General features: G+C 46.2%; 26 protein-coding genes. 2 read left to right on the top strand and 24 right to left on the bottom strand.

What is annotated here, in order from left to right; all coding sequences use genetic code 11:
- Positions 1-13: 13 nt before the first annotated feature.
- The 7 genes from M3079_RS00320 to M3079_RS00290 all read right to left on the bottom strand — a co-directional run bounded on the left by M3079_RS00320 (position 14) and on the right by M3079_RS00290 (position 6465).
- Positions 14-1678: an ATP-binding protein gene (locus M3079_RS00320; protein ID WP_249076555.1), complete on the bottom strand. Its 1665-nt coding sequence runs from the start codon at positions 1676-1678 to the stop codon at positions 14-16.
- Positions 1668-2348: a response regulator transcription factor gene (locus M3079_RS00315; RefSeq protein ID WP_249076554.1), complete on the bottom strand. Its 681-nt coding sequence runs from the start codon at positions 2346-2348 to the stop codon at positions 1668-1670. Before M3079_RS00315 ends, M3079_RS00320 begins: the two co-directional genes overlap by 11 nt.
- The gene (phoU, locus tag M3079_RS00310; RefSeq protein ID WP_249076553.1) at positions 2320-3000 is read right to left on the bottom strand and encodes a phosphate signaling complex protein PhoU; all 681 of its coding nucleotides are present in this window, start codon (positions 2998-3000) and stop codon (positions 2320-2322) included. Before phoU ends, M3079_RS00315 begins: the two co-directional genes overlap by 29 nt.
- Positions 3000-3752, bottom strand: a complete 753-nt coding sequence (pstB, locus tag M3079_RS00305; protein ID WP_021716742.1) for a phosphate ABC transporter ATP-binding protein PstB — start codon at positions 3750-3752, stop codon at positions 3000-3002. Before pstB ends, phoU begins: the two co-directional genes overlap by 1 nt.
- 1 nt (position 3753) lies before the next feature.
- Positions 3754-4557 carry a phosphate ABC transporter permease PstA gene (gene pstA / locus M3079_RS00300; protein ID WP_349293319.1) on the bottom strand — a complete coding sequence of 268 codons (804 nt, stop codon included), beginning with the start codon at positions 4555-4557 and terminating at the stop codon, positions 3754-3756.
- 53 nt (positions 4558-4610) lie between these two features.
- A complete protein-coding gene (gene pstC, locus M3079_RS00295) occupies positions 4611-5465 on the bottom strand; it encodes a phosphate ABC transporter permease subunit PstC (RefSeq protein ID WP_249076551.1) in 855 nt (284 codons plus the stop codon).
- Positions 5466-5580: 115 nt separating this feature from the next.
- Positions 5581-6465, bottom strand: a complete 885-nt coding sequence (locus M3079_RS00290; RefSeq protein WP_249076550.1) for a substrate-binding domain-containing protein — start codon at positions 6463-6465, stop codon at positions 5581-5583.
- 277 nt (positions 6466-6742) lie between these two features.
- Here M3079_RS00290 and M3079_RS00285 point away from each other — a divergent pair, with 277 nt between their 5' ends.
- Positions 6743-7804 (top strand): tetratricopeptide repeat protein, encoded by a 1062-nt coding sequence (locus M3079_RS00285; RefSeq protein WP_249076549.1) that lies wholly within the window; start codon positions 6743-6745, stop codon positions 7802-7804.
- Between the two features lie 91 nt (positions 7805-7895).
- Here M3079_RS00285 and M3079_RS00280 read toward each other — a convergent pair whose 3' ends face one another.
- The 5 genes from M3079_RS00280 to M3079_RS00260 form a co-directional block, all read right to left on the bottom strand.
- Positions 7896-8609: an ABC transporter ATP-binding protein gene (locus M3079_RS00280; RefSeq protein WP_044896993.1), complete on the bottom strand. Its 714-nt coding sequence runs from the start codon at positions 8607-8609 to the stop codon at positions 7896-7898.
- Positions 8602-9384 carry an ABC transporter ATP-binding protein gene (locus M3079_RS00275; RefSeq protein ID WP_249076548.1) on the bottom strand — a complete coding sequence of 261 codons (783 nt, stop codon included), beginning with the start codon at positions 9382-9384 and terminating at the stop codon, positions 8602-8604. The genes M3079_RS00280 and M3079_RS00275 overlap by 8 nt, the downstream gene beginning before the upstream one ends.
- Positions 9381-10448 carry a branched-chain amino acid ABC transporter permease gene (locus M3079_RS00270; RefSeq protein ID WP_249076547.1) on the bottom strand — a complete coding sequence of 356 codons (1068 nt, stop codon included), beginning with the start codon at positions 10446-10448 and terminating at the stop codon, positions 9381-9383. The genes M3079_RS00275 and M3079_RS00270 overlap by 4 nt, the downstream gene beginning before the upstream one ends.
- Before the next feature lie 2 nt (positions 10449-10450).
- A complete protein-coding gene (locus tag M3079_RS00265; RefSeq protein ID WP_349293318.1) occupies positions 10451-11344 on the bottom strand; it encodes a branched-chain amino acid ABC transporter permease in 894 nt (297 codons plus the stop codon).
- A 99-nt stretch (positions 11345-11443) separates the two neighbouring features.
- Positions 11444-12553, bottom strand: coding sequence for an ABC transporter substrate-binding protein (locus M3079_RS00260; protein WP_044897002.1), 1110 nt, complete (start codon positions 12551-12553; stop codon positions 11444-11446).
- Positions 12554-13063: 510 nt separating this feature from the next.
- On the opposite strand from M3079_RS00260, the gene M3079_RS00255 reads away from it, so the two are divergent.
- Positions 13064-13711: a cyclase family protein gene (locus tag M3079_RS00255; protein ID WP_249076543.1), complete on the top strand. Its 648-nt coding sequence runs from the start codon at positions 13064-13066 to the stop codon at positions 13709-13711.
- Between the two features lie 101 nt (positions 13712-13812).
- On the opposite strand, the gene M3079_RS00250 is transcribed toward M3079_RS00255, so the two are convergent.
- From M3079_RS00250 to ylxM, 12 genes are all read right to left on the bottom strand, one after another.
- Complete coding sequence (locus tag M3079_RS00250; protein ID WP_249076542.1) at positions 13813-16179, bottom strand: homocysteine S-methyltransferase family protein; 2367 nt, start codon at positions 16177-16179, stop codon at positions 13813-13815.
- A gap of 8 nt (positions 16180-16187) precedes the next feature.
- On the bottom strand, positions 16188-16817 hold the full coding sequence (locus M3079_RS00245; RefSeq protein WP_249076541.1) for a Vitamin B12 dependent methionine synthase activation subunit: 630 nt from the start codon (positions 16815-16817) through the stop codon (positions 16188-16190).
- Positions 16814-17665, bottom strand: a complete 852-nt coding sequence (locus M3079_RS00240; protein WP_249076540.1) for a methylenetetrahydrofolate reductase — start codon at positions 17663-17665, stop codon at positions 16814-16816. Before M3079_RS00240 ends, M3079_RS00245 begins: the two co-directional genes overlap by 4 nt.
- Positions 17666-17956: 291 nt before the next feature.
- Positions 17957-18298 carry a 50S ribosomal protein L19 gene (gene rplS, locus M3079_RS00235; protein WP_021716727.1) on the bottom strand — a complete coding sequence of 114 codons (342 nt, stop codon included), beginning with the start codon at positions 18296-18298 and terminating at the stop codon, positions 17957-17959.
- 112 nt (positions 18299-18410) lie between these two features.
- Entirely contained in the window at positions 18411-18983 is a 573-nt protein-coding gene (locus tag M3079_RS00230; RefSeq protein WP_249076539.1) for an RNA methyltransferase, read from the bottom strand.
- Positions 18976-19722: a tRNA (guanosine(37)-N1)-methyltransferase TrmD gene (trmD, locus tag M3079_RS00225; protein ID WP_249076538.1), complete on the bottom strand. Its 747-nt coding sequence runs from the start codon at positions 19720-19722 to the stop codon at positions 18976-18978. The genes M3079_RS00230 and trmD overlap by 8 nt, the downstream gene beginning before the upstream one ends.
- Entirely contained in the window at positions 19719-20222 is a 504-nt protein-coding gene (gene rimM / locus M3079_RS00220; RefSeq protein WP_249076536.1) for a ribosome maturation factor RimM, read from the bottom strand. The genes trmD and rimM overlap by 4 nt, the downstream gene beginning before the upstream one ends.
- Positions 20222-20626: a YlqD family protein gene (locus M3079_RS00215; protein WP_021716723.1), complete on the bottom strand. Its 405-nt coding sequence runs from the start codon at positions 20624-20626 to the stop codon at positions 20222-20224. Before M3079_RS00215 ends, rimM begins: the two co-directional genes overlap by 1 nt.
- 14 nt (positions 20627-20640) lie before the next feature.
- A complete protein-coding gene (locus M3079_RS00210; RefSeq protein ID WP_021716722.1) occupies positions 20641-20868 on the bottom strand; it encodes a KH domain-containing protein in 228 nt (75 codons plus the stop codon).
- Positions 20869-20885: 17 nt separating this feature from the next.
- Positions 20886-21155 carry a 30S ribosomal protein S16 gene (rpsP, locus tag M3079_RS00205; protein ID WP_021716721.1) on the bottom strand — a complete coding sequence of 90 codons (270 nt, stop codon included), beginning with the start codon at positions 21153-21155 and terminating at the stop codon, positions 20886-20888.
- A 37-nt stretch (positions 21156-21192) separates the two neighbouring features.
- A complete protein-coding gene (ffh, locus tag M3079_RS00200; RefSeq protein ID WP_249076535.1) occupies positions 21193-22539 on the bottom strand; it encodes a signal recognition particle protein in 1347 nt (448 codons plus the stop codon).
- A gap of 17 nt (positions 22540-22556) precedes the next feature.
- Positions 22557-22904 (bottom strand): YlxM family DNA-binding protein, encoded by a 348-nt coding sequence (ylxM, locus tag M3079_RS00195; protein WP_021716719.1) that lies wholly within the window; start codon positions 22902-22904, stop codon positions 22557-22559.
- Positions 22905-22943 lie beyond the last annotated feature (39 nt).

Genomic DNA, 22943 nt, shown 5'->3' with positions numbered 1-22943 from the left:
GAGAATTTCAAAATTACTGCCGTTTTTTAGGCAGAACAAAGGTTATCGTTGTACCAACACCGGGTTCGCTTTCAAGCTCCACCCTGCCTTTATGGAACAGCACGCCGTGCTTGACTATGGAAAGCCCAAGCCCCGTGCCGCCAATTTCTTTGGAATGGCTCTTGTCCGCTCTGTAAAAGCGTTCAAAAACGCGTTCCCTGTCGGCTGCGCCAATGCCAATGCCGGTATCGCTTACGCTGACGGTTACTTCTTCGCTGCCATCCTGCACTTTAACATCAACTTTGCCGTTGTCTTTGTTGTATTTTATCGAATTATCGACAAGATTATACAAAACTTCGCTTAAAATAGACTGCACGCCGCAAACACATGCGCTGCTGCCGCTTACGTTAAGCGTTACGCCCTTGGTCTGTGCTTTATGTTTCAAACGTAAAGTTACCGACTGAGCAAGTTTAAGCAAATCAACATCTTCAAACTCATCCAGCGTTTTGTTTTCGTCCAGGCGGGAAAGCTCCATAATATTCTGAATAAGCTCTATCATATTGCCCGCTTCGGCGTGGATGCGTTCCAAAAAGCGCTGCTTGTCCTCGTCTTTTACAAGGCCGTTTTTCATTATTTCGGCATAGCCCAAAATAGATTGCAGCGGGGTTTTAAGTTCGTGCGAAACATTGGCGCTGAACTCGCGGCGCAGTTTTTCGGCTGTCATTTTTTCGGTAACGTCATAAATTAAAATAACGCTGCCGCTGCCGTTTACACTGCTGCCGGAAAGCTGGTAAAAATGCCCGTCTTTTTCGTAAAGCCCTTCGCCCTTACCTGCCTGCGAAACCTTCTGCAAAAGGTCCTGTACTTCCTGTGCACGGTCAACAGTTAAAATATTTCTGCCAATAACCTCTTTAGCACTGAAGCCAAAAATTTTAGCCGCGCTTTCGTTAATAAACAGCACATTCTGCTGCCCGTTTAACAAAACAAGCCCCTCATTCATGTTATTGGTAATAATGGTAAGTTCTTCCTGTTTGCCGCGCAGCTTTTTAAGGTTTTTGCTCAGCTGCCGTTTCTGCTTGGCAATACGCGTTAAAAACGGAGCCAGCTCATCATAGGTTTCGTTGTCCAGCGGCTCGTCAAGGTTAACCTGGTCAAGAGGCTTAATAAGGTTAAAAGTAACCCTGCGCGCCACAATGCTTGCCAAAAACGCAACCACAATTACAATGCCGCCCATTATCGGCAGCATTTGCAGCACCGATTTATAAATGCTGTCAATAGTACGCGCAAGGCGCAATATTTTACCGTCCTCAAGGCGTACGGCATAATAATACGTTGTTTTGTCAAGCGTATCCGAAAAACGCTCTGCTTCGCCCGCGCCAACGGCAACAGCTTCCATAATTTCCTGCCTCATGGCATGGTTTTCAAGCGTTTTTGCTTCTGCCTGATTGTCAAAAAGCACTATGCCGTCTTTGTCTATAAGCGTTATACGCACATTGCTGCCGTTTTCGGCTGCAATTTTATTTAAAAAGTCATTGCCGCCGCTTTCCAGCCCCATGCTGATATAGCGTGCTTCCTGTGCAAGCTCCTTTTTTGTTTCGTTAAAATAATCCTGCGAAACAAGGAAAGTTATCAAGCCCGATGCCACAAGCACTGCCATTGCAGCCAGCGCCACCAGCGCGCGGAAAATTTTATTTTTCATGCTCCGCACCTATACGGTAACCAACGCCGCGCACGGTTTCAATAACAGTACTGGCGCTGCCGAGTTTTTGCCTGAGTGTGCGGATATGCACATCGACGGTTCTGGTTTCGCCTGCAAAATCATAGCCCCAGATATCTGTTAAAAGCTGCTCGCGGGTAAAAACCTGCCCCGGGCGTTCCATAAGCTTATGCAGAACTTCAAATTCTTTATAAGTCAGCACAACTTCTTCACCGTTTACAAAAACCATATGGCGGGCAATATCCATGGTAATCAGGCCGTTGGTAAGCTCGCTCGATTTGTCTTCTTTTACATAACGGCGCAGCACCGCTTTAACACGCGATACCATTTCCATCATGCCGAACGGTTTGGCAATATAATCGTCTGCACCGCTGTCAAGCCCGTGTACTTTGTCGAACTCCGAACCTTTGGCCGTAGCCATGATAACAGGGATGTCCGCAGTGCGCTTATCACGGCGCAGGCGTTTTAATATAGCCATACCGTCCTCGCCCGGCAGCATAATATCAAGAAGTATCAGCTGCGGCAATACGGTTTCCAGTGCTTTAAAAAGTTCATCGCCGCTTTCCAGCCCCAACGCCGGAAAACCGGTAGATTTTAAAGTATAAACTTCAAGTTCGCGGATATTAGGATCGTCCTCCACGCAAAATATCATGTATGCTGTCCTCCTCAAGCGTTCCGGTTATCATAAACAATACCCATTGAGAGATATTTACAGCATGATCACCGATTTTTTCAAAATATTTGGCAATCATAAGATAATCAATGGCCTGTTCGCCGCTGTCCTGAGAATTGCGGATAATCTGAATCAGCTCATGTTTGGACTGGGCAAACAATTCGTCAACCTGGTCATCATCACGTTCAACCTGCTGGGCAGTACGGATATCGCTTTTTACAAAAGCATCCAGAGTATTGGATACCATCTTTTTGGTAGCGGCAGCCATTTTTTTAAGAATGCTTGTGTCATAGTCCATTCTTAAATTATCCTGGTTTAAAATTTCGGCAATGTTGCCTGCAACTTCGCCGATACGGCGCATATCGGTTACCATTTTTAATGCAGAAGAAATCTGGCGCAGGTCGGAAGCAACCGGCTGCTGTTTTAAGAGCAGGTTAATGCAGATGTTTTCCAGTTCTCTTTCTTTTTCTTCTGTTTTTTTGCTTAAAATAATGATATCCCTCGATACTTCATCAGTAGGGTTATCAAGCGCATTTGCAACTTTTTCCAGAGCGTTTTCGCACAGTGTGCCCATTACGATAAGTTCCGTATTGAGCTGCTCCATCTGTGCCATAAATCTGCTTCTTACCATCAGCCGAACCTCCCTGTAATGTAATCTTCCGTCTTTTTCTCTTTCGGATTGCTGAACAGCGTTTCAGTGTCATTAAACTCAATAACCTCACCCAGAAGGAAGAAGGCTGTTTTATCGGAAATACGCACTGCCTGCTGCATATTGTGCGTTACTATAACAATAGTATAATTCTGTTTTAATTCTACTGCAAGGTCTTCAATTTTTAAAGTTGAAATCGGGTCAAGGGCAGAGGTAGGTTCGTCCATTAAAAGCACTTCTGGCTGTACGGCAAGGGCGCGTGCAATGCACAGGCGCTGCTGCTGACCGCCGGAGAAGCCCAGCGCGCTTTTGTCAAGGCGGTCTTTTACTTCGTCCCAGATGGCTGCTTTGCGCAGAGAATCTTCAACAATATCATCCAGTTTGCTTTTGGAATGAATGCCATGGGTTCTCGGACCGAAAGCAATGTTATCATAAACGCTCATCGGAAACGGGTTCGGTTTCTGGAACACCATGCCTACGCGTTTGCGGAGCATGTTAACATCGTCATTCAGATAAATATCATCGCCGTTAAGCAAAACTTTGCCTGTTACACGGCAGCCTTCAACCAAATCGTTCATACGGTTCAGGCAGCGCAGCAAGGTGGATTTGCCGCAGCCGGAAGGCCCGATGAATGCAGTGATTTCTTTTTCACGGATATGCATGTTGATATCCTTCAATGCGTGAAATTCGCTGTAATATAAATCGAGGTTTTGTATAGTAATTTTATCTTCCATCTCAGTTCCCTTTCATCAATTTACGTGCCAAATAAGAAGAAGCCGCGTTAATGGCAATTACAATTACAACAAGTATAACAGCCGTTGCATAAGCCTGTTTCATAAAAAGGCCTTCGCTGGCAAGTACGTACATATGCACCGCCAGAGTACGGCCGGACGAAAATACGTTGTGCGGCAGCGCTGCTACGGTACCGGAGGTATACATAAGCGCTGCGGTTTCACCTACAATACGGCCAATGCCGAGAATTACGCCTGCCAGAATGCCGGGAATGGCAGAAGGCAGAACAATTGCAAATACCGTGCGCAGTTTGCCGGCGCCAAGGCCATAGCTGCCTTCGCGGTAACTATCAGGAATTGCTTTTAACGCTTCTTCGGTAGTACGCATAATCAGCGGCAAAATCATAATTGCAACCGTGCAGGAACCTGCCAAAAGCGAGTAACTCCATTTTAAATAGGTTACAAAGAACAGCATACCGAACAAACCGTAAACAATGGAAGGAATACCGGACAAAGTATCTGCCGTAACCCTTACCACTCCGACAATTTTATTGTCGCGGCTTGCGTATTCAACAAGGTAAATTGCTGCAAAGATGCCCAGCGGCGTGGCTATTGCCAGAGCCAGCAGCACCATGATAACGGTATCTACCAAAGCAGGGAAAAGTGAAACGTTTTCCGTATTATATTCAAAAGCAAATAAATCTAAATTAATGTTCGGAATACCCTGCAAAATAATGTAGCCCAACAAAAAGGCCAGCGACAGGAATGTAATTACTGCCGAAACTATTACGCATACAAGTAATGTCATGGACACAGGGTCGCGCCCGTACCTGTACAGCGTTTTGCTTAAAGAACTGCTGCTCATTGCTGTACCACCTTACCCTTCAGATACGAGAACGTTAAATTGATAATGAGAATAAATATGAAAAGCACAACCGCCGTTGCAATAAGCGCATCGCGGTGCATATCGGCTGCGTAGCCCATTTCAATAACGATATTGGTCGTCATTGTACGCACGCCTTCAAGCAGACCCTGCGGCATACGTGCCTGGTTGCCCGCAACCATAATTACTGCCATTGTTTCGCCAACCGCACGGCCAAGGCCCAGAATAATAGCCGCCATAATGCCGGATTTGGCAGCCGGCACAATCGTAAAAAATACGCTGCGCACATGCCCTGCACCAAGTGCCAGAGCGCCTTCGTAATAGCTGTTGGGCACTGCCCTGAGTGCAGCTTCGGCAACGCTGATAAGGGTCGGCAGAATCATCATGGCCAAAAGCAGTGAAGCCGTAAGCATGCTGCTGCCGGTGCCGCCAATGTTGTCGCGGATGAAAGGAACCATTACCACCAGGCCGAAGAAGCCATAAACAACGGAAGGAATACCGGCCAGAAGTTCAACTGCCGGTTTTAAAAATCTGTAAATGCTGTCCGGGCAGAAACGAGCCATAAAAACAGCGGTTAAAATGCCGATAGGCACGCCGACAACGATAGCGCCCAGAGTAACATAAGCGCTGCCCAGTATCATCGGCAAAATGCCGTACAAATCGTTATTAGGCCGCCATGTTTCGCCCAGGAAAAATTCAGTTACGCCAATTTTGCCTATTGTCGGCAGGCCGTTGCCGAACAAAAATACGCAAATCATTGCAACAAGGGCAATGGAAGCGCATGCCGCCAGCAAAAAGACAAGGCGCATTATTTCTTCTTTACCTGTTTTCATAAACCCTCACAATTTCCATCAATAATAATTTTCTGCATTATTATAATTAACGGTTGCCCGGTGAAAGGCAACCGTTAAAATTTGCTGTATTGTCGATATTAAAGCTGAATGTGAATTACAGTTTGTTCCATTCGGTTGCTTTACCGGTGAAGATGTCTGCAACCTGAGCTTTGGTAAGGTTATCAACCTTATTGGCTTTGTTTACTACAACTGCAATGCCGTCGGTAGCAATAACGGTGTTTTTAACGCCTGCATCAAGTTCGCTCTGTTTCAGTTCGCGGGAAGCCATGCCGATATCGCATACGCCGTTGATTGCGGACTGTACGCCGGTGGTGGAGTCACTCTGCTGAACTTCGATGTTAACATCCGGATTCAGTTTTACATAAGCTTCTTTCAGTTTTTCCATAACAGGAGTTACGGAAGAAGAACCTGCTACAACAATTTTGCCGCTCTGTTTGCTGCCTTTGTATGCTTCAGCTTTGTCGCTGCCAATGTAACCGTTTTTGGAAACTACTTCCTGGCCTTCTTTGGACATGATGAAGGAAATGAAGTCCTGAGCAACAGCGCTTACACCGTCTTTAGTTACAATGTTGAACGGACGGGCAACTTTGTAAGTGCCGGATTTAATGTTTGCTGCGCTTGCTTCTGCGCCGTCAATTTTCAGTGCTTTAACGGTATCGTTTAAAGAACCGAGGGAGATATAGCCGATAGCGTCTTTGTTGCCTGCAACGGTGGTCATCATAACAGCGGTGCTGTTGGTGATGGAAGCATCCTGAGTGGTCATATCAACTTTTTTGCCGTCGTCACCTTTCTTTTCAATGCCGAAAAGTTCGATGAATGCGCCGCGGGTGCCGCTGCCGTCTTCACGGGAAATTACAACAATTTTGCCGCCTGCTGCCGGAGCTGCTTCTTCTTTTTTCTCGCCGCCGCAGCCGGTGAATACAGCTGCACTCATAACTGCCAACATAACGCCTGCAATAAGTTTTTTGTTCATTTTCATAATTACATAAGCCTCCAGATTTTTAATTTGCTTTTGATTTGCTTTATTTAATTGCTATGGTTAAATAATACTGACCAAACATTAAATCTGTTAGAGGAGAAATGTTAAATCTATGTAAAACGGTTCTGTTTTTTTGCAATTTTTTATAAAAAACATTACATTTTTATTCCGTTATATAAAAACGGCCGGTTATATTTTAACCGGCAGCACAAATTTCTTAACATAAATAAATTTATATGCTAAACTGTAAACAAGTAAAGGAAACGGAGTGATAATTATGTCATCAGCAGATACTAAAGCCCATAAAACCGGCCCGGCGCGTCTTTTAACCGATGAAGACGTTTCAGCCCTGGAGGCTTTTGACGAAGGCTATGAAGCCTATTTTGGCAAAATGATTGATTATCTTGATAAATTTGTGGAACGCGGCGTAAAAGAAGGCCGTTTTACAGAGCAGCAGGCAGCGGAAGACCTGGAGCTTTCCCTGTGGTACGGCTTTGCCTACAATAATCTTGATATTTACCCTGCCTATTACCGCTCACTTGAGATAATGAAGCCCGCAGAAAAAAATGCCAAAGGCTGCGGCGCATGGTACTACCGCTATTCTATTGCGCTTACGTACTGCGGCAAACCTGCTGAAGCCATGGAATATGCCGAAAAAGCAGTAACGGAAGAACCGACATATCCGTGGGGCTGGTTACAGGCAGCAAAGCTGCGTTATCACTTCGGCTCTACGGAAGGCGCATTGCAGGCCATTGAAGAAGGCTTAAAGCTTGTGCCTGACGACTACGAATTTTTAACGCTGCGTAAGGAAATCGGCCTCGGTTATACTTTGGAACAGCTTGAATACCACTGGATTGGGCCGGAACAGGACAAAAAGCTTCAAGCCGGGCTTGATAAGGACGCCGATGAAAAACAACGCTCCATTGCCGGCATCATTAAAAACGAAGAACAATTCAACAAAATTAAAATGCTGTTTTCCCCGCAGGACTGGGAAGCCAACTCTCCCTTCTGCCATGGGCTGATAGAACTGAACAACATTAAATTCCGCGTTATGTTTCGCATGAACGAAGCGGCAATGTCCAAATTAAATTTTGACTGGCTTGCTGCCCAAAAGGATATTATAGCCATGCACTATTTACAGCGCCCCTGCGGCAGCGGCATTTGCCAGCTTGTGCTTGTTGTGTTCAACCTTGATTACAGCATTACCCTTGTTTACTACGACCCTGCCAAAGACAGGCATTATGAAATAAGCACTCCTAAAGAAGGAGCTCTCGATTCGCCGGTAATGCTGAATATGGAATTTCCGGACGAAGAAATAGACAACAACAGTTTGAATTAACAAAAGTTCAGGTTAATAAAAGTTTGGATTAATCATTAACAAAAAAATCCTGCCTGCATACTTTAACGGTATACAGACAGGATTTTTAATTTTATTTTTTCTTTTTGCCAAGGTAAGCGGCTTTGATTTCAGGATTTTCCAAAAGTTCGGCGCCGGTGCCGCTCATGGTAATTTTACCTGTTTCAAGCACGTAAGCACGGTGGGCAACTTTCAGCGCCATGTTGGCGTTCTGTTCAATCAAAAGTATCGTCATGCCTTTGGAATTGATGTACTGAATAATGTTGAAAATATCTTTAATAATCAGCGGCGCAAGGCCAAGCGAAGGTTCGTCCATCATCAAAAGTTCCGGACGCGACAACAGCGCCCTGCCAACCGCCAGCATCTGCTGCTCACCGCCGGAAAGCGTACCGGCCATCTGCCAGCTGCGTTCCTGCAAACGCGGAAACATTTCATAAACCCAGTCGATATCTTTTTGAATACCTTCTTTATCGCTTCTCATATAAGCGCCAATCTGCAAATTCTCCAGCACTGTAAGGTTAGGGAATATGCGGCGCCCTTCCGGCACCAGCGTTAAACCTTTTTTTACAATCTGCTGCGAATTAAGCCCGGTAATATTATCGCCGTTATAAACTATCTGCCCGCTTTTAGGCTTTACAAGGCCGACAATGCTGCGCAGCAGCGTGCTTTTGCCTGCACCGTTTGCACCGATAAGGGTAACAATCTGCCCCTTTGGCACTTCAAGCGAAATTCCCTTTAAGGCTTCAATGCCTCCGTAGGATACGACAAGATTTTCTACTTTAAGCATCTTCATCCACCCCCAGGTAAGCATCAATAACCCTCTGGTTATTTTGAATTTCTTCAGGCGTGCCTTCGGCAATGGTCATACCGAATTCCAGCACATAAATGCGGTCGGAAATTTCCATAACCAAATCCATATGATGTTCAATCATAAATACCGTTAAATTGTATTCTTTATGAATCTGGCGGATAAATTCCGTAAGTTCTTCTGTTTCTTTCGGGTTCATACCTGCCGCAGGTTCATCAAGCAGTAACAGGCGCGGCCTAGTTGCCAGTGCGCGCACAATTTCCAGGCGGCGCTGCTGGCCGTAAGGCAGGCTCGAAGCCTTTTCGTTGCGCAAATCCCACAAGCCTACTTCCTGCAAAAGCTTTTCGGTATTGCGGTGCATTTGTTTGGCTTCTTTCATGTACCACGGCAAATGCAGTGTTGCCGAAAGAAAATCCGATTTTAAATGCAGATGGTTTGCAATCAAAACATTTTCATAAACCGTTAAATCTTTAAAAAGCCTTATATTCTGGAAAGTACGGGCAATGCCAAGTTTGGCAATTTCACTCGGGCGCTGGCCGGTAATATCAATATCCTGCCCCTGCGCATCGGTGTAAATAACTTTGCCTTCGGTCGGCGTATAAACGCCGGTAATCATGTTAAAGGCAGTTGTTTTGCCGGCACCGTTAGGGCCAATCAAGGCAATAATTTCATGGTCATTAATTTCTATGTTCAGTTTATAAACAGCGGTTACGCCGCCAAACTGCATGGTAATATCATTGGTTTTTAAAATCATTGCGCAGCCCCTTTCCGCTTAATAAAGCCAAGAGGATTTTTTACAAAATTAATGGCTTTCTGCCAGGAAAATTCCCGCGTGCCCATAATGCCGTGGCGCCAGAACAGTACGCATACCATTAAGAGTACGGAGAAAATAACCATACGGAAGCCCGGGCGGAACAGCGGAATATCCATGCCGAACAGCATCAGCGGCTCATCGAAGAAACGCAGGTATTCCAGCCCTGCCGTTACGATAATGGCGCCAATTGCGCTGCCGGTAATGCTGCCCATGCCGCCAAGCACGATAATCAGCAAAAAGTTATAAGTAAGCGTAAAGAGGAAGTTTTTCGGGTCAACCGTGCCTAAAAGCGCACCGTACAAACCGCCGCCGATACCTGCAAAAAACGCGCTTACCATAAAGGCAAGGTTTTTATGCCAGAACAGGTTAATGCCCATTGCTTCGGCAGCAATTTCGTCCTCACGGATGGCTTTAAACGCCCTGCCGTAAGAAGAATTAACCAAAAGAGTAATAAATACAAAGCTGATAAGTGTTACAAGGAAGATATAGCGCACATCATTCAGCGGCGGAATATCCTTAATGCCAAGCGCGCCGTTGGTAATGCTCTGCGCGTTGGTAATCCAGATACGGATTATTTCAGAAAAGCCGAGCGTTGTTACGGCAAGGTAGTCGCCGCGCAAACGCAGCACCGGCGTACCAATCATAAACGCAAACAGCGCGGCAAGCACGCCGCCCAAAAGCAGCGCTGCCCACAGCGGCAGCTCTATATCCGCAATAAGCGGATTCATCGGCACGGCGTAAAAAACATTTTCCCTGTATTCAACAGGTACGGTAAAAATACCTACCGTGTAAGCGCCTATGGCCATAAAACCAGCCTGCCCCAACGAAAACTGCCCTACGAAGCCGTTGGTTAAGTTCATGGAAAGGCCGATAATGGCATAAACAAGGCACAAATTAACTATTCTGCGGATATAAGAGTCCATTTCCTCCTGTACGAAAAACGCAAGCCCGAAAAGGACAATTATGCCGGCTATGGTTAACAAAGCATCTCTTTTTTTCGTCATAATTACACCTTCTCCGTTGTTTTTTCGCCCAAAAGGCCAGTAGGTTTATAAAACAGAATAACAATAAGCACAATAAAAGCAAAAGCATCGCGGTAGCCGCTTAAATCCGGGAAGAAAGCAACGATTAAAATTTCGCCAAGGCCCAGAATAAAGCCGCCGAGCACCGCACCCTTAATATTGCCTATGCCGCCGATAACAGCCGCAATAAAGCATTTTAAGCCCGGCATAACGCCCATCATCGGCGTAATGCCCGGATAACGGATGCCGTACATAATGGCGCCGATTGCTGCCAGCGCCGAACCTATAATAAAGGTAACGGAAATAACATTATCAATATTAATGCCCATTACTCTGGCAATTTCGTAATCTTTGGAAACCGCACGCATGGCCATGCCGGTTTTGGTATGGTTTACAATGTGCAGCAGCACTACAAGGCTGAGAATAGTTACAACAGGAATTACAAGGCAGATTGCCTGAATTTCTATGCCGCCGACGCTGATGTTCTGCGACAGGAGCGGCACATCAGGGAAACGCATCGGGCGTCCGCTGAAAAGATAGTTGGCAAGGTTTTCCAGCAAAAACGATGCGCCGATAGCGGAAATTAAAATAGAATTTTTAGGCGCTTCACGGAGCGGGCGGTAAGCACTGCGCTCTATTAACACACCAAGCAGCGCCGTCATAATAATTGTTATGATAAAAGTAAAATACCACGGAATATGAAAAGCCGTAATTCCGAAAAAAGCAAAATAACATGCCATCATTACAATGTCGCCATGGGCAAAGTTAATCATCAGCAAAATGCCGTATACCATTGTATAGCCTATTGCTATCAATGCGTACAGGCTGCCGAGCGATATTCCGTTAACCATGTGCTGCACAAAGCTCAGCGCCGACATGTTGGCAATAGCGTCAAAAAACTCCATAAGGGCACCTCATAACCAAAAAACTGCTCCCTTCCCTCAAAGGAAGGGAGCACCTTTTACTTAAATTTTAAATCACTTAGCTTCTACGTAATCTTTAAAGGTAAATTTGCCGTCTTTAACGGTTTTAATAACAACGCCTTTAATCGGGTCGCCGTTTTCATCAAGCGTAGTCATGCCGGTTACACATTCAAGGTCTTTGGTTGCGGCAATCGCATCGCGGATTTTAACAGTATCGGTTGCAGTACCTGCTTTTTCAATGCCGCTTACGGCAATCAGGTAAGCATCATAAGCCATTGCGGTTAAAGCAGAAGGTTCGCCGTTGTATTCTTTAGTGTAAGCATCAAGGAATTTCTTAGCTTCTTCGGTGCTTGCTTTTTCGCGGTCAAACGCGGTGGAAAGTGCTACGCCTTCAACATCTTTGCCGCCTACATCAATAAATTCCTGAGTTTCCCAGGTATCGCCGCCCATGAACTGTGCGTCAATGCCAAGCTGGCGTGCCTGTTTAACCAAAAGCGCAGATTCTGTGAAGTTGCCGGGTGCAAATACTGCGTCCGGGTTCAAAGCTTTAATGTTGGTTAAAATAGCGGTAAAGTCTTTATCGCCGGTCTGGTAGTTGGCAACATCAACAATGCTGTTTTCGTCGCCGGTCAGTTTAACAAACTCTTCGCGGAAGAATTTTGCAAGGCCTACAGAGTAGTCATTGGAAACTTCCTGTACAATGGCAACTTTCTTAAAGCCGTTCTGGTGTGCATATTCTGCCATTACCTTGCCCTGGAACGGGTCGATAAAGCATGCACGGAAGTAATAATCGTTGTTTGCGGTTACCTGCGGATTGGTGCAGCTTGTGCCAACAGCAGGAACTTTGTTTTCTTTAACTATATTGCCGGCAGCCATAGAAAGGGAAGAACCGTAAGAACCAACCAGCACGCTTACTTTATCCTTTTCAATAAGGCGTGCCGCAACGGAAGCAGCTTCTGCTTTGTCGGATTTGTTGTCGGCTACAACCAGTTCAACTTTTTTGCCCAAAACTTCGGGATGCAGTTGATTTGCTAGTTTAATGCCACGCAGTTCCAGTTCGCCGCCGGCGGCATTATCGCCTGTCAGCGGTAAAAATACGCCAACCTTCACTACATTCTGGTCGGCAGCTTTTTCTTCGCCGCCGCAGCCGGTAAACAGGCCCATAGCCAAAGCCGAAACAGCCATAACGGATAATAATTTCTTGAATTTCACTTTGCATCTACCCCTTCTTTACTGCTTTTACAGTTTTGTAACTAACTTGTGTAAAATTATAACACCAAAGTGCACTTGTGACAAGATTGTAAAGTCGCCGTAAATTTTAACAGTATTTTGTTTTTATTTTGACATTTTTTGTAAATTTGTTGCGGCAGTGCCGTGGATATTTTCTAATTTCTTTTATTTTTGTTTTTATAAGATGTACTTTAAAGAAAAGTCCTTTTGGACACGTCCACTGTTAAAAGACATACAATGAAAGAATTTTCTAAAAAATTTTTATGTATACACGAATACAATTCAAATTAAGTATAATTTTTTACAGTTTCGGGTAAAAACATAACTATATATGTTATACTTTAAGAAAAGCAGCAGCAAAAATAGCACAAATATGCCCAAATTATCGAAAGAACGCACTGCCGGAAAACCGGAAAGAAACTCAATGCAAAGGATGCAGAAACCATGAAAGTAATTGATTTAACGCATACCATTACAGAAAATATGCCGGTATTTCCCGGTACTGAACAACCAAAACTAACTACAATTAATACTTATGATAAAAGTGGTTTTAGGGAAACGCTTTTGCAAATTACAACTCACACCGGCACGCATATAGACCCGCCTGCACATGTTTATGCCGGTAAAACAACACTTGATGATTTGCCGCCTGAATCGTTTATAGGCAAGGCCCTGGTTATAGACTGCCGCAGCATAAAACCCGGCAGCCACATTACCTTGCAACACATAACGGCTTACGGCGCTAAAGCAAAAGCCGCAGATTTTTTGCTGTTCAACCTTGGCTGGGATAAATATTGGGGTACTGAAAACTATTTTGGACAGTATCCCTGCCTGAATGATGAAGCCATTAACTTTATTTTGGAAGGCAACTACAAAGGCATTGGCTTTGATGTAATGGGCATTGACCCTATTAATGACGAAAACTTAACTCTGCATAAAAAATTGTTTAAAAACATACAGATTGTAAATATTGAAAACCTTAAAAATTTAGATTTATGCGGCAGCGATTTATTTTGGTTCAGCTGTTTTCCTCTGAAAATAGCAAACAGCGACGGTTCGCCTGTCCGCGCCGTCGCCTGGTTTGAGGAATAAAATTTTAATTATACATAATTTGCCTGATATTAATTGCATAAGTAAAGGTGGGCATGTACGCAAAAAGCGCAAACTGATAAATCAGTTTGCGCTTTTAATTTTTATTGCAGTGAATTAGCGTAATTTACCGCGCTGACGGCATTGGGCGCATAGCAATCCGCACCGATGCTGTCGGCATAATCCTGCGTGAGCACTGCACCGCCAACGATAATTTTAAAATCGCCCGCCGCGCGCAGCGCTTTAATGGTTTCTTCCATAGCACCTACGGTTGTCGTCATCAGCGCCGAAAGGCCAACCACGCTTACTTTATTCTGCACCGCAGTTTCTGCAATTTTTTCAGGCGGCACGTCCTTGCCAAGGTCAATAACCAGATAGCCGTAATTTTCAAACAGTACTTTTACAATATTTTTGCCAATGTCGTGAATATCGCCTTTAACGGTGGCCAGAATTACTTTTATGCCGTTGCTCTGGCTGCCGCCTTCTGCCGCCATTTTATCACGGATAACGTTAAAGGCCGCTTTAGCTGCTTCCGCACTCATTAAAAGCTGCGGCAAAAATATTCTGCGTTCTTCAAAGCCTTTGCCAACATAATCAAGCGCAGGTATCATTTCGGCATTAATAATATCAAGCGGCTGCTTTCCGGCAAGCTGTTCTTTAACTGCTTTTTCGCTCTGTTCACGCAGGCCTTTAACAATGGCTTCGTACAATGTATATTCCGCAGTCTGCACCGGCTGCTGCTTTGCCTGGGCTGCACCGGCAAACATGGCTACATATTCCTTGCAGCCTTCGTCTAAACCGCTGAGCGCGCCAAAAGCATAGTAAGCGTTCATCATGGCTTCGCTTTGCGGATTGATAATGGCACAGCTTAACCCTGCCTGCATTGCCAGTACAAAAAATGCGCTGTTTACGGCATCACGCGCCGGCAGGCCAAAGGAAATATTCGATACGCCCATAACGGTTTTTATGCCGCGCTTTTTCAGTTCACTCAGCACCTGCAAATCAATATTGGCATTATCGCTACCGGTGCTAATTGTAAGCGCCAGCGGGTCTACAATAATATTGCGCTTTTCAATGCCATATTCCGCCGCACGCGCAATAATTTTTTCGGCAATGGCAATACGCCCCTCCGCAGTCTGCGGTATGCCGCTGTCGTCCAGAGTAAGCGCGACAACTGCTGCGCCGTATTTTTTTACAAGCGGCAAAACTTTTTCAAGGCTTTCTTCTTTGCCGCATACGGAATTCAGCAGCGGTTTGCCGTTATAAAGGCGCAGGCTGCGCGCCATAGCTTCGTAGTTGGATGTATCAATCTGCAACGGCACGCTGGTTATTGCCTGCAAGCGCTGCACTGCTTCCGCACTTACCGTTGCTTCGTCAATACCGGGCACGCCCACGTTAACATCCAATATTCCGGCACCGCGGTCAATCTGTTCCAACCCCAGGCGGCAAATATAATCATAATCGCCGTTTAAAATGGCCTGTTTTAAACGCGGTTTGCCGGTTGGGTTAATGCGCTCGCCAATTATTACCGGCTTTTGCCCGATAACAACTGCGCTGCCGTAAGCGGCAACCGCCGTTAAATCGCAGCTGCGCTGCCGGGGAACTACATTACGGCATTTATTTACCAGCGCAGCGATATGCGCAGGCGTTGTGCCGCAGCAGCCGCCCATGATTGCAAGGCTGCCGTCCTGTGCCATTGCGTACATCAGCTGCGCAAATTCTTCCGCATCAACATCAAAAACTGTTTTGCCGTTTACTTCTTTGGGCAGCCCGGCATTAGGGTTCAACACAGCAGGCAGCGGCATTGCCGCAAGCAGCTGCGGCAAAAGTTTCTGCATCTGCGCAGGGCCAAGCCCGCAGTTAAAGCCGACAGCGTCAGCGCCAAGTCCCTCCAGCATAACAGCAGCTGCTGTAATATCGCCGCCTGTTAAAAGCTTGCCGCCTTCGTCAAGCGTCATTGTTGCAACTACCGGCAGGCTGCTGTTTTCTTTTGCTGCCAAAAGCGCGGCTTTCAGCTCGTAGGTATCGCTCATGGTTTCAATTAAAATTAAATCAGCCCCGGCTTTTACGCCTGCCTGTACAATTTCCGCATAAATGCTTACGGCTTCTTCAAAAGGCAAATCGCCATAAGGCGCAAGCAGTTTGCCTGTTGGCCCCATATCAAGCGCTACAAAGCTGCCCGGCTTTTTGGCGCAGGCTTTTTTTGCTATTGCCACTGCCTGCTCAATTACATCTGCAGTTTTAATTTCCGTACCCGCAAATTTAAGGCGGTTTGCGCCAAAAGTATTTGTTTTTATAATATCCGCACCGGCGTTTAAATAAGCGGTGTGGATTTTTTCAACTTCACCGGCATGGCTGAAGTTCCACAGCTCCGGCAGCTCGCCCGGTTTAAGCCCGGCAGCCTGAAGCATGGTACCCATAGCGCCGTCAAAAAATAAAGTTTTTTTGCCAAGTAAATCTTTAAAAAGCATATTGTTCCTCACAGTTTTTTATATATACAATTTGCATTGTTTTCGCAGTTTTTGCAGTTTGAAGCTTTATTTTCACATTCATTGGTAATGCCGATAATTGCCGTTACCGATTTTACCGGAGCCAGCATGCCGCCTGCCGTCACTGTCAGCCCAATGCGTTTTTGCGCATCAAGCATTCTTAAAAGACGAGGCTGGTCTGTCAGCGCCCAGTCGGCATAACCGGGTGAAAAACGCGGCTTAAAATGCAGCCCGCCGTATTCTGCGCTTATTTTTGCTTCCGTTTCGTCGCAGTAAGTTTCAATAAGCGCCGTACACACGGCCTGTCCGGCAGCGCCTTCGGCTATATTGGCCACAGCCATACGGCGCAGCATTATATCTGCTTTGGCACCAAGTGTTGCTGCCAAAAGCACGGCTCTGGTGCAGCCATTAATGTGCGCGGCAAGTTTGGCGCTTTTAAAATACTCTCCGCCAAGCAGTACGCCGCCTTCATCAACATTACAGTCCAATACACGGTACACGCTCCGCGCCTGCACCTCGTTGCGCAGTTTTAAATAGGCAGTATCGGCAAGAACAGCCGCTTCCCTGTCATCTTTGCGCGCGCCCATGTAGCGTACCGCTTCGTTCCTGTCATATCTCATTTAATTATCTCCGACAGATTTTTCATAATGCCGCCGATAACCTCCGGCTTGTTCATGGTATAAACGTGAATGTTCTTGAACCCGTTGGCTATGAGGTCAATAATCTGCCCCAGGGCATAAGCAATACCGGCCTGCATTAACGCCTGCGGGTCATCGGCAAAACGCTCGACGATAGCACGGTAATGCGGCGGCAGTTTGGTACCGCTCAGTTCGCAGATGCGGTTAATCTGTTTGGCGTTTGTTACAGGCATAATACCGGCAACTACCGGCACATCAATGCCGTTGCGCAAAAGCCTGTACATATAATTGTACATAATGTTGTTGTCAAAGCACATCTGCGCTACCAAAAACTCGCAGCCTGCATCAATTTTCTTTTTGGTATTTTCTATATCTTTATCAAGCGAACCGGCTTCCGGGTGCCCCTCCGGATAACATGCGCCGCCAATGCAGAAATCGCCGGACGCGGAAATTTTACGCATTAAATCACTGGCATGCATAAATTCGCGCGGTTTGTCGGTAACGGCGTCTCCACGCAGTGCCAGCACGTTTTGGATGCCGTTATCACGGAATTTGCCAAGCATACCTTCAATGCCGTCGCCGGTTGCATCAATGCAGGTTAAATGCGCCAGCGCGGGAATATTATGTTCTTCCACAGCTTTGGCGATGGCTACCGTCTGCCCGGCAGAAGTACCGCCTGCACCGTAAGTCACACTCATAAAATGCGGTTTTATTTCCGCAATTTTATCAACTATTTTTAAAGCGTTTTGCAGTTCCGAACCGGCCTTGGGCGGAAAAAGCTCGCATGAAATACACGGTTTATCATCTTTTAAAAGTTCTGTTATTTTCATACTCGTCCCCCTCATTTTTTCAGCGTAATATTTATTTTACTACATTTATATGTTTTTTTCTATATCGGTGCAAATTTATTTGTTAAAAGCGCAGCCGCCATAAAAGTAAAATTTTTAAATTGGCGCTCGACATAGGTTCACTAATTTCGCTCTTTATTCAGTCGCGAAATTTGCGTAGCTTCGCTGGCACAATTATTGCCTTCGCTAAAGCTCGGCACTAATTGGCGACTCAGCTAAAAAAAGCACCCCATACTTTTGTATGAGGTGCTTTTAATTTGCTGTTCGGTTCTGTTATCTGCGTTCGCGGATACGAGCTGCTTTACCGGTGAGGTTACGCAGATAGTAAAGTTTTGCACGGCGTACAATACCGCGGCGTGCTACTTCGATTTTTTCGATTCTGGGGCTGTGCAGAGGGAAAGTTCTTTCTACGCCAACGCCATAGGATACACGGCGTACAGTAAAGGTTTCGCGTACACCGCCGCCGCTGCGGGCAATTACAACGCCTTCAAACATCTGAACGCGTTCACGGCTGCCTTCAACTACCTTTACATAAACTTTTACAGTGTCGCCTGCACGAAAATCAGGGATGTCGGAACGAAGCTGTTCTTGTTCCAAAACTTCAATAATGTTCATAATATCCTCCTCAATCATAGACGTTCATGTGCGAACACTTCACAGCGGACCGTCCGTTTTACACAAATGCTATTATATCATAGCCTGCTTTAAGTTGCAAACATTTTTACAATTATTTTTCCCACCATGCTTCGCCTGCCAGCCTGTCCAAAATAATTGCAACAGCGCTGCGCACGCACAGGTGGTTATAGTTGCTCGGGCCGTAAACCGGCTCCAGAATGTAATCAAATGCCGCCATGGTTTCTTTTTCCATGCCAAAGCCCGTTCCAAAAAGTACCAGCACCGGCCGCTCCCCTTCATGAAGCATCTGCCGTGCGGCTTTATAGGTAATGGTATTGGGGTAAATACGGGCATCTGTGGTAATGGTTACAGGCTCTTTGCCGGTAAGCTTTTTAATTTCCGCAACGGCGGACGCAATATCCGGCAGGTACTGCACTCTGTCAAGCGCTTCGCTGCGGTCCGGATTATACACACGCCCAAAGCCGTGCTGCCAGTAACCGGTTATTTTTTTGATTATTTCTTCCTGCACCTTCAGCGGATGGATTAAAAAATATTTTTTTACATCATAAGTGCGTGCTGTGCGGGCAATGTCATGAATATCAAAATTTGTAACGGCAGTGGCGATAACCTTCATGTGCTTGTTATAAATCGGGTAATGAACAAGCCCTAAATATAAATCAGCCATTATTTTCACCAGCCAGTTCCGCTTTAATTTCCGCCATTAACTTGGCGTCGGCCTTGTCAAATTTTTCCGGCAGCAAATCGGGCCTGTGCAGATACGTTGCTTTAAGCGACTGTTTGCGCCGCCATTTGGCAATCAGCGCATGATTGCCGCCGCGCAGAACCTCAGGCACGGTCAGCCCTTCAAATTCAACAGGGCGCGTATACTGCGGATATTCCAAAAGCCCGGTTGAGAATGAATCTTCCTCGGCACTGGCCATTTTGCCAAGCACTCCGGGAATAAACCTTGCAACAGCGTCAAGCACCATTAAGGCCGGCAGCTCGCCGCCCGTCACCACATAATCGCCGACGGAAAGCTTCTCATCTACCCAGTTAAAAATGCGCTCGTCAAAGCCTTCGTAATGGCCGCACACAAAAATCAGGTCCTGCCCGGCATGGGCGTAATCTTCAACAATGCTCTGCTTCAGCGTTCTGCCGCCCGGGCACAGAGCAATTACGCGCGCGTCCGGCAGTTCTTCCTTCGCTTTGCGGATAGCGGCTACAAAAGGTTCCGGCTTGAGCACCATACCGGCGCCGCCGCCAAAGGGCGAATCGTCCACCGTGCGGTGCTTATCATGCGTAAAATCGCGCGGGTTTATGCAGCTGACGCTTAAAAGCCCGGCAGACATGCCGCGCCCTACAATGCTGTAACTGCAAACCTGCTCTATCAGTTCCGGGAAAAGGGTTACAAATAAAAATTTCATTTTTCATCAACCCATTCGGGAAGTTCTACTGTAATACGGCGCTCGTCGAGGTTAATTTCCTTAACGTGCTTTTTAAGCGCCGGTATCAAAAGCTCTTTGCCGTCCGTGCCAGTAACGACATAAACATCGTTGCTGCCAGTGCTGATAACGTCCTTCAGCACGCCGACAGCGTTTCCGCTTTCGTCAGCTACATCGCAGCCCAACAGGTCAGCCACATAAAATTCGCCTTCTTCAAGTTCCGGCAAATCCTCCGTGTTAATATACACCTTCTGGCCGCGCAGCATTTCGGCTTCGTTCATATTATTAACCTCACGGCACTTTATAAGCGCCATTCTTTTATGAAAACGGGCATTTGTCAAATGCAGCGTGCGCCCATCCTCCAAAAGCAGATAATCCAATTCAAGAAACTGTTCCGGATGCTCCGTTTGAGGCAATATACGAATATCGCCCCGCACACCGTGCGGAGCGACGATTGTTCCAATACAAACCTGTTTATCCATTAGTCGCGGAAGGCAATGATTTTGCCGTCTTCGGTAAGGATTTCCGCTCTTGCAAGAGCGTCAAGGTCAGTACCTATTCCTATTTCAACGGTACGTTCCAAAGTACCATGGCCTATTTCTGCGCCGATTTCCAATGCTTCAGCACGTTTCAGTCTTGCTTCGGCTTCAGCCTTGGCTGCCTGGCGTTTGCTTCTTTCAGCATCAATCTGGCTGCGCAGCGCCGGCAGCACGCTTAAATCACCGGCGGCCTGTGCAAGGGCCTTTTTAGCCTGGAATTCAAAATGCTCAAGTTCCAGATCCATCTTTTTTATAGTATCTTGGACATCGCCAATAATTTTCATTTTTAAATCTTCGGTTACTTTTGCTTTAACAGCAACAGGTACCCTGACAAACATTTTATCCATTATCAGCCCATCCTTTAGACGATCTCTACAATCACTTTTACATTCTCGCGGGTAGCTACTGCTTTCATAACAGTGCGGATTGCCTTGGCAATGCGTCCCTGTTTGCCAATAACCTTGCCCATATCTTCAGGAGCAACATGGAGGCGGAGAACCGTGGTTGTACCTGTGGTTTCCTCCTCCACTACTACTGCAGACGGATTGCTGACCAAAGACTTGGCCATAACTTCTACCAATTCTTTCATGTCAATCACGCCTCATTTCATTTTGCTTTAGATTCAGCATATTTTTTCATGATACCGCCTTTGCTGAAAAGGTTTTTAACAGTATCAGTCGGCTGTGCGCCTTTAGCCATCCAGGAGAGAGCTTTTTCCTCATCAATTTTAACGGTAGCCGGTTCAGTGGTGGAATCGTAGTAACCGATGCTTTCAATGATACGGCCGTCACGCGGAGAACGGGAATCTGCAACTACAACACGGTAGAAAGGAGCTTTTTTAGCGCCCATGCGTTTTAAACGGATTTTAACTGCCATTTTATTTTCACCTCCTCCAATTGGATTTTATAATTTATTAGTGCATAAAAGGAAGCTTGAAGCCGCCTTTTGAAGCAAACTTTGCCATACCGCGCATCTGTTTCATCATCTTTTTGCTTTCTTCAAACTTTTTCAGCAAACGGTTAACATCCTGCACGCGCATGCCGCTGCCTGCGGCTATGCGTTTGCGCCTGCTGCCGTTGATGATTTCGGGATTGCGCCTTTCCTTAATGGTCATGGACTGAATAATGGCTTCGATGTGGGCAAATTCCTTTTCGTTCACATCTGTTTCTTTCAGCTTTTGTGCTATGCCGCCCATACCGGGAATCATGCCGAGAATATTTTCCAGCGGGCCGAGCTTTTTAATCTGCTGCATCTGTTCAAGGAACTGCTCGAGCGTAAACTCGTTTTTGCGCAGTTTCTTTTCCATCTCCAGCGCTTTGGCCATATCGGTGGTGGACTGCACCTTTTCAATAAAGGTTAAAATATCGCCCATGCCAAGGATACGCGAAGCCATGCGGTCCGGATAGAAAGGTTCCAGGGCGTCAAGTTTTTCGCCCATACCTACAAACTTAACGGGGCGTCCGGTAACGGCTTTTACGGAGAGCACCGCGCCGCCTCTGGCGTCACCATCAAGTTTGGTAACAATCAAACCGTCAATGCCCAAATCGTTATTGAAACTTTCGGCAACGGTTACGGCATCCTGGCCGGTCATTGCGTCAACAACCAGGAGGATTTCGTGCGGCGAAACAGCCGCTTTAATGTTGCGCAGTTCGCCCATCAGTTCTTCATTGATATGCAGGCGGCCTGCGGTATCTATAATGACGGTATCGTAATTCATGCTGTGTGCTTTTGCCATTGCTTCTTTGGCAATTTCCACAGGCGATACCTTGTCACCAAGCGTAAATACCGGAATATTAAGCTGCGCGCCCAAAACTTCCAGCTGTTTTATAGCTGCCGGGCGGTAAACGTCGGCCGCAACCAGCATGGGATGCTTGCCTTTTTTGCGCAGCATATTGGCAAGTTTGCCGGCCGTGGTGGTTTTACCTGCGCCCTGCAAGCCTACCAGCATAATAACCGTCGGCGGTTTCGGAGAAACTGCAAGTTTGCTCTGCGTGCCGCCAAGCAGTTTGGTAAGTTCTTCATTAACAATTTTTATAATCTGCTGGCCGGGTGTTAAGCCTTCGTTAACAATTTCGCCAACAGCGCGTTCGCGGATGGTTGCTACAAAATCTTTTACAACCTTAAAGTTAACGTCCGCTTCCAGAAGCGCCATGCGCACCTCACGCAGCGGAGCCTTTAAATCGTCTTCAGTTATCTTGCCGCCGTTGCGGAACATTCTGATAGCTTTTTGCAAGCGTTCAGATAAATTTTCAAAAGCCATTTTTACCTGCCTCCGGCTTACGAATCTTTAAGCAGATTTTTCAGCCTTTTAAGTAACTCTGTATTATTCGTTTCCATATATCCGTCAAGCAGCCTGCATGCCTCCATGCGCAGCAGCTGCTGTTTTTCTTCGCGTTCCAGAAGCTTCATTTTGGTTTCGTAGCGTTCCAGAATCTGCTCTACGCGGTGTATCAAATCATGTACGGCCTGCCGCGATACATCAAGCTCTGCGGCAATTTCAGCCAGTGACAGGTCATCACAAAAATATAGTTCCATGCAGCTTTGCTGTTTGGCCGTCAAAAGCGGCCCGTAAACATCATACAGCCTGCCGAGGCGTATTCTCTGCTTAAAACTGTCATCCAGCATAACGATACCCGTACCTTCTTAATTAAGTCAACGTATGTA

Source organism: Phascolarctobacterium sp. ET69 (genome assembly GCF_023336935.1).
GTDB classification, from domain to species: domain Bacteria; phylum Bacillota; class Negativicutes; order Acidaminococcales; family Acidaminococcaceae; genus Fusicatenibacter_A; species Fusicatenibacter_A intestinipullorum.
The sequence above is the reverse complement of the archived record's forward strand: the minus strand, read 5'-3'. Positions and strand labels throughout refer to the sequence as shown.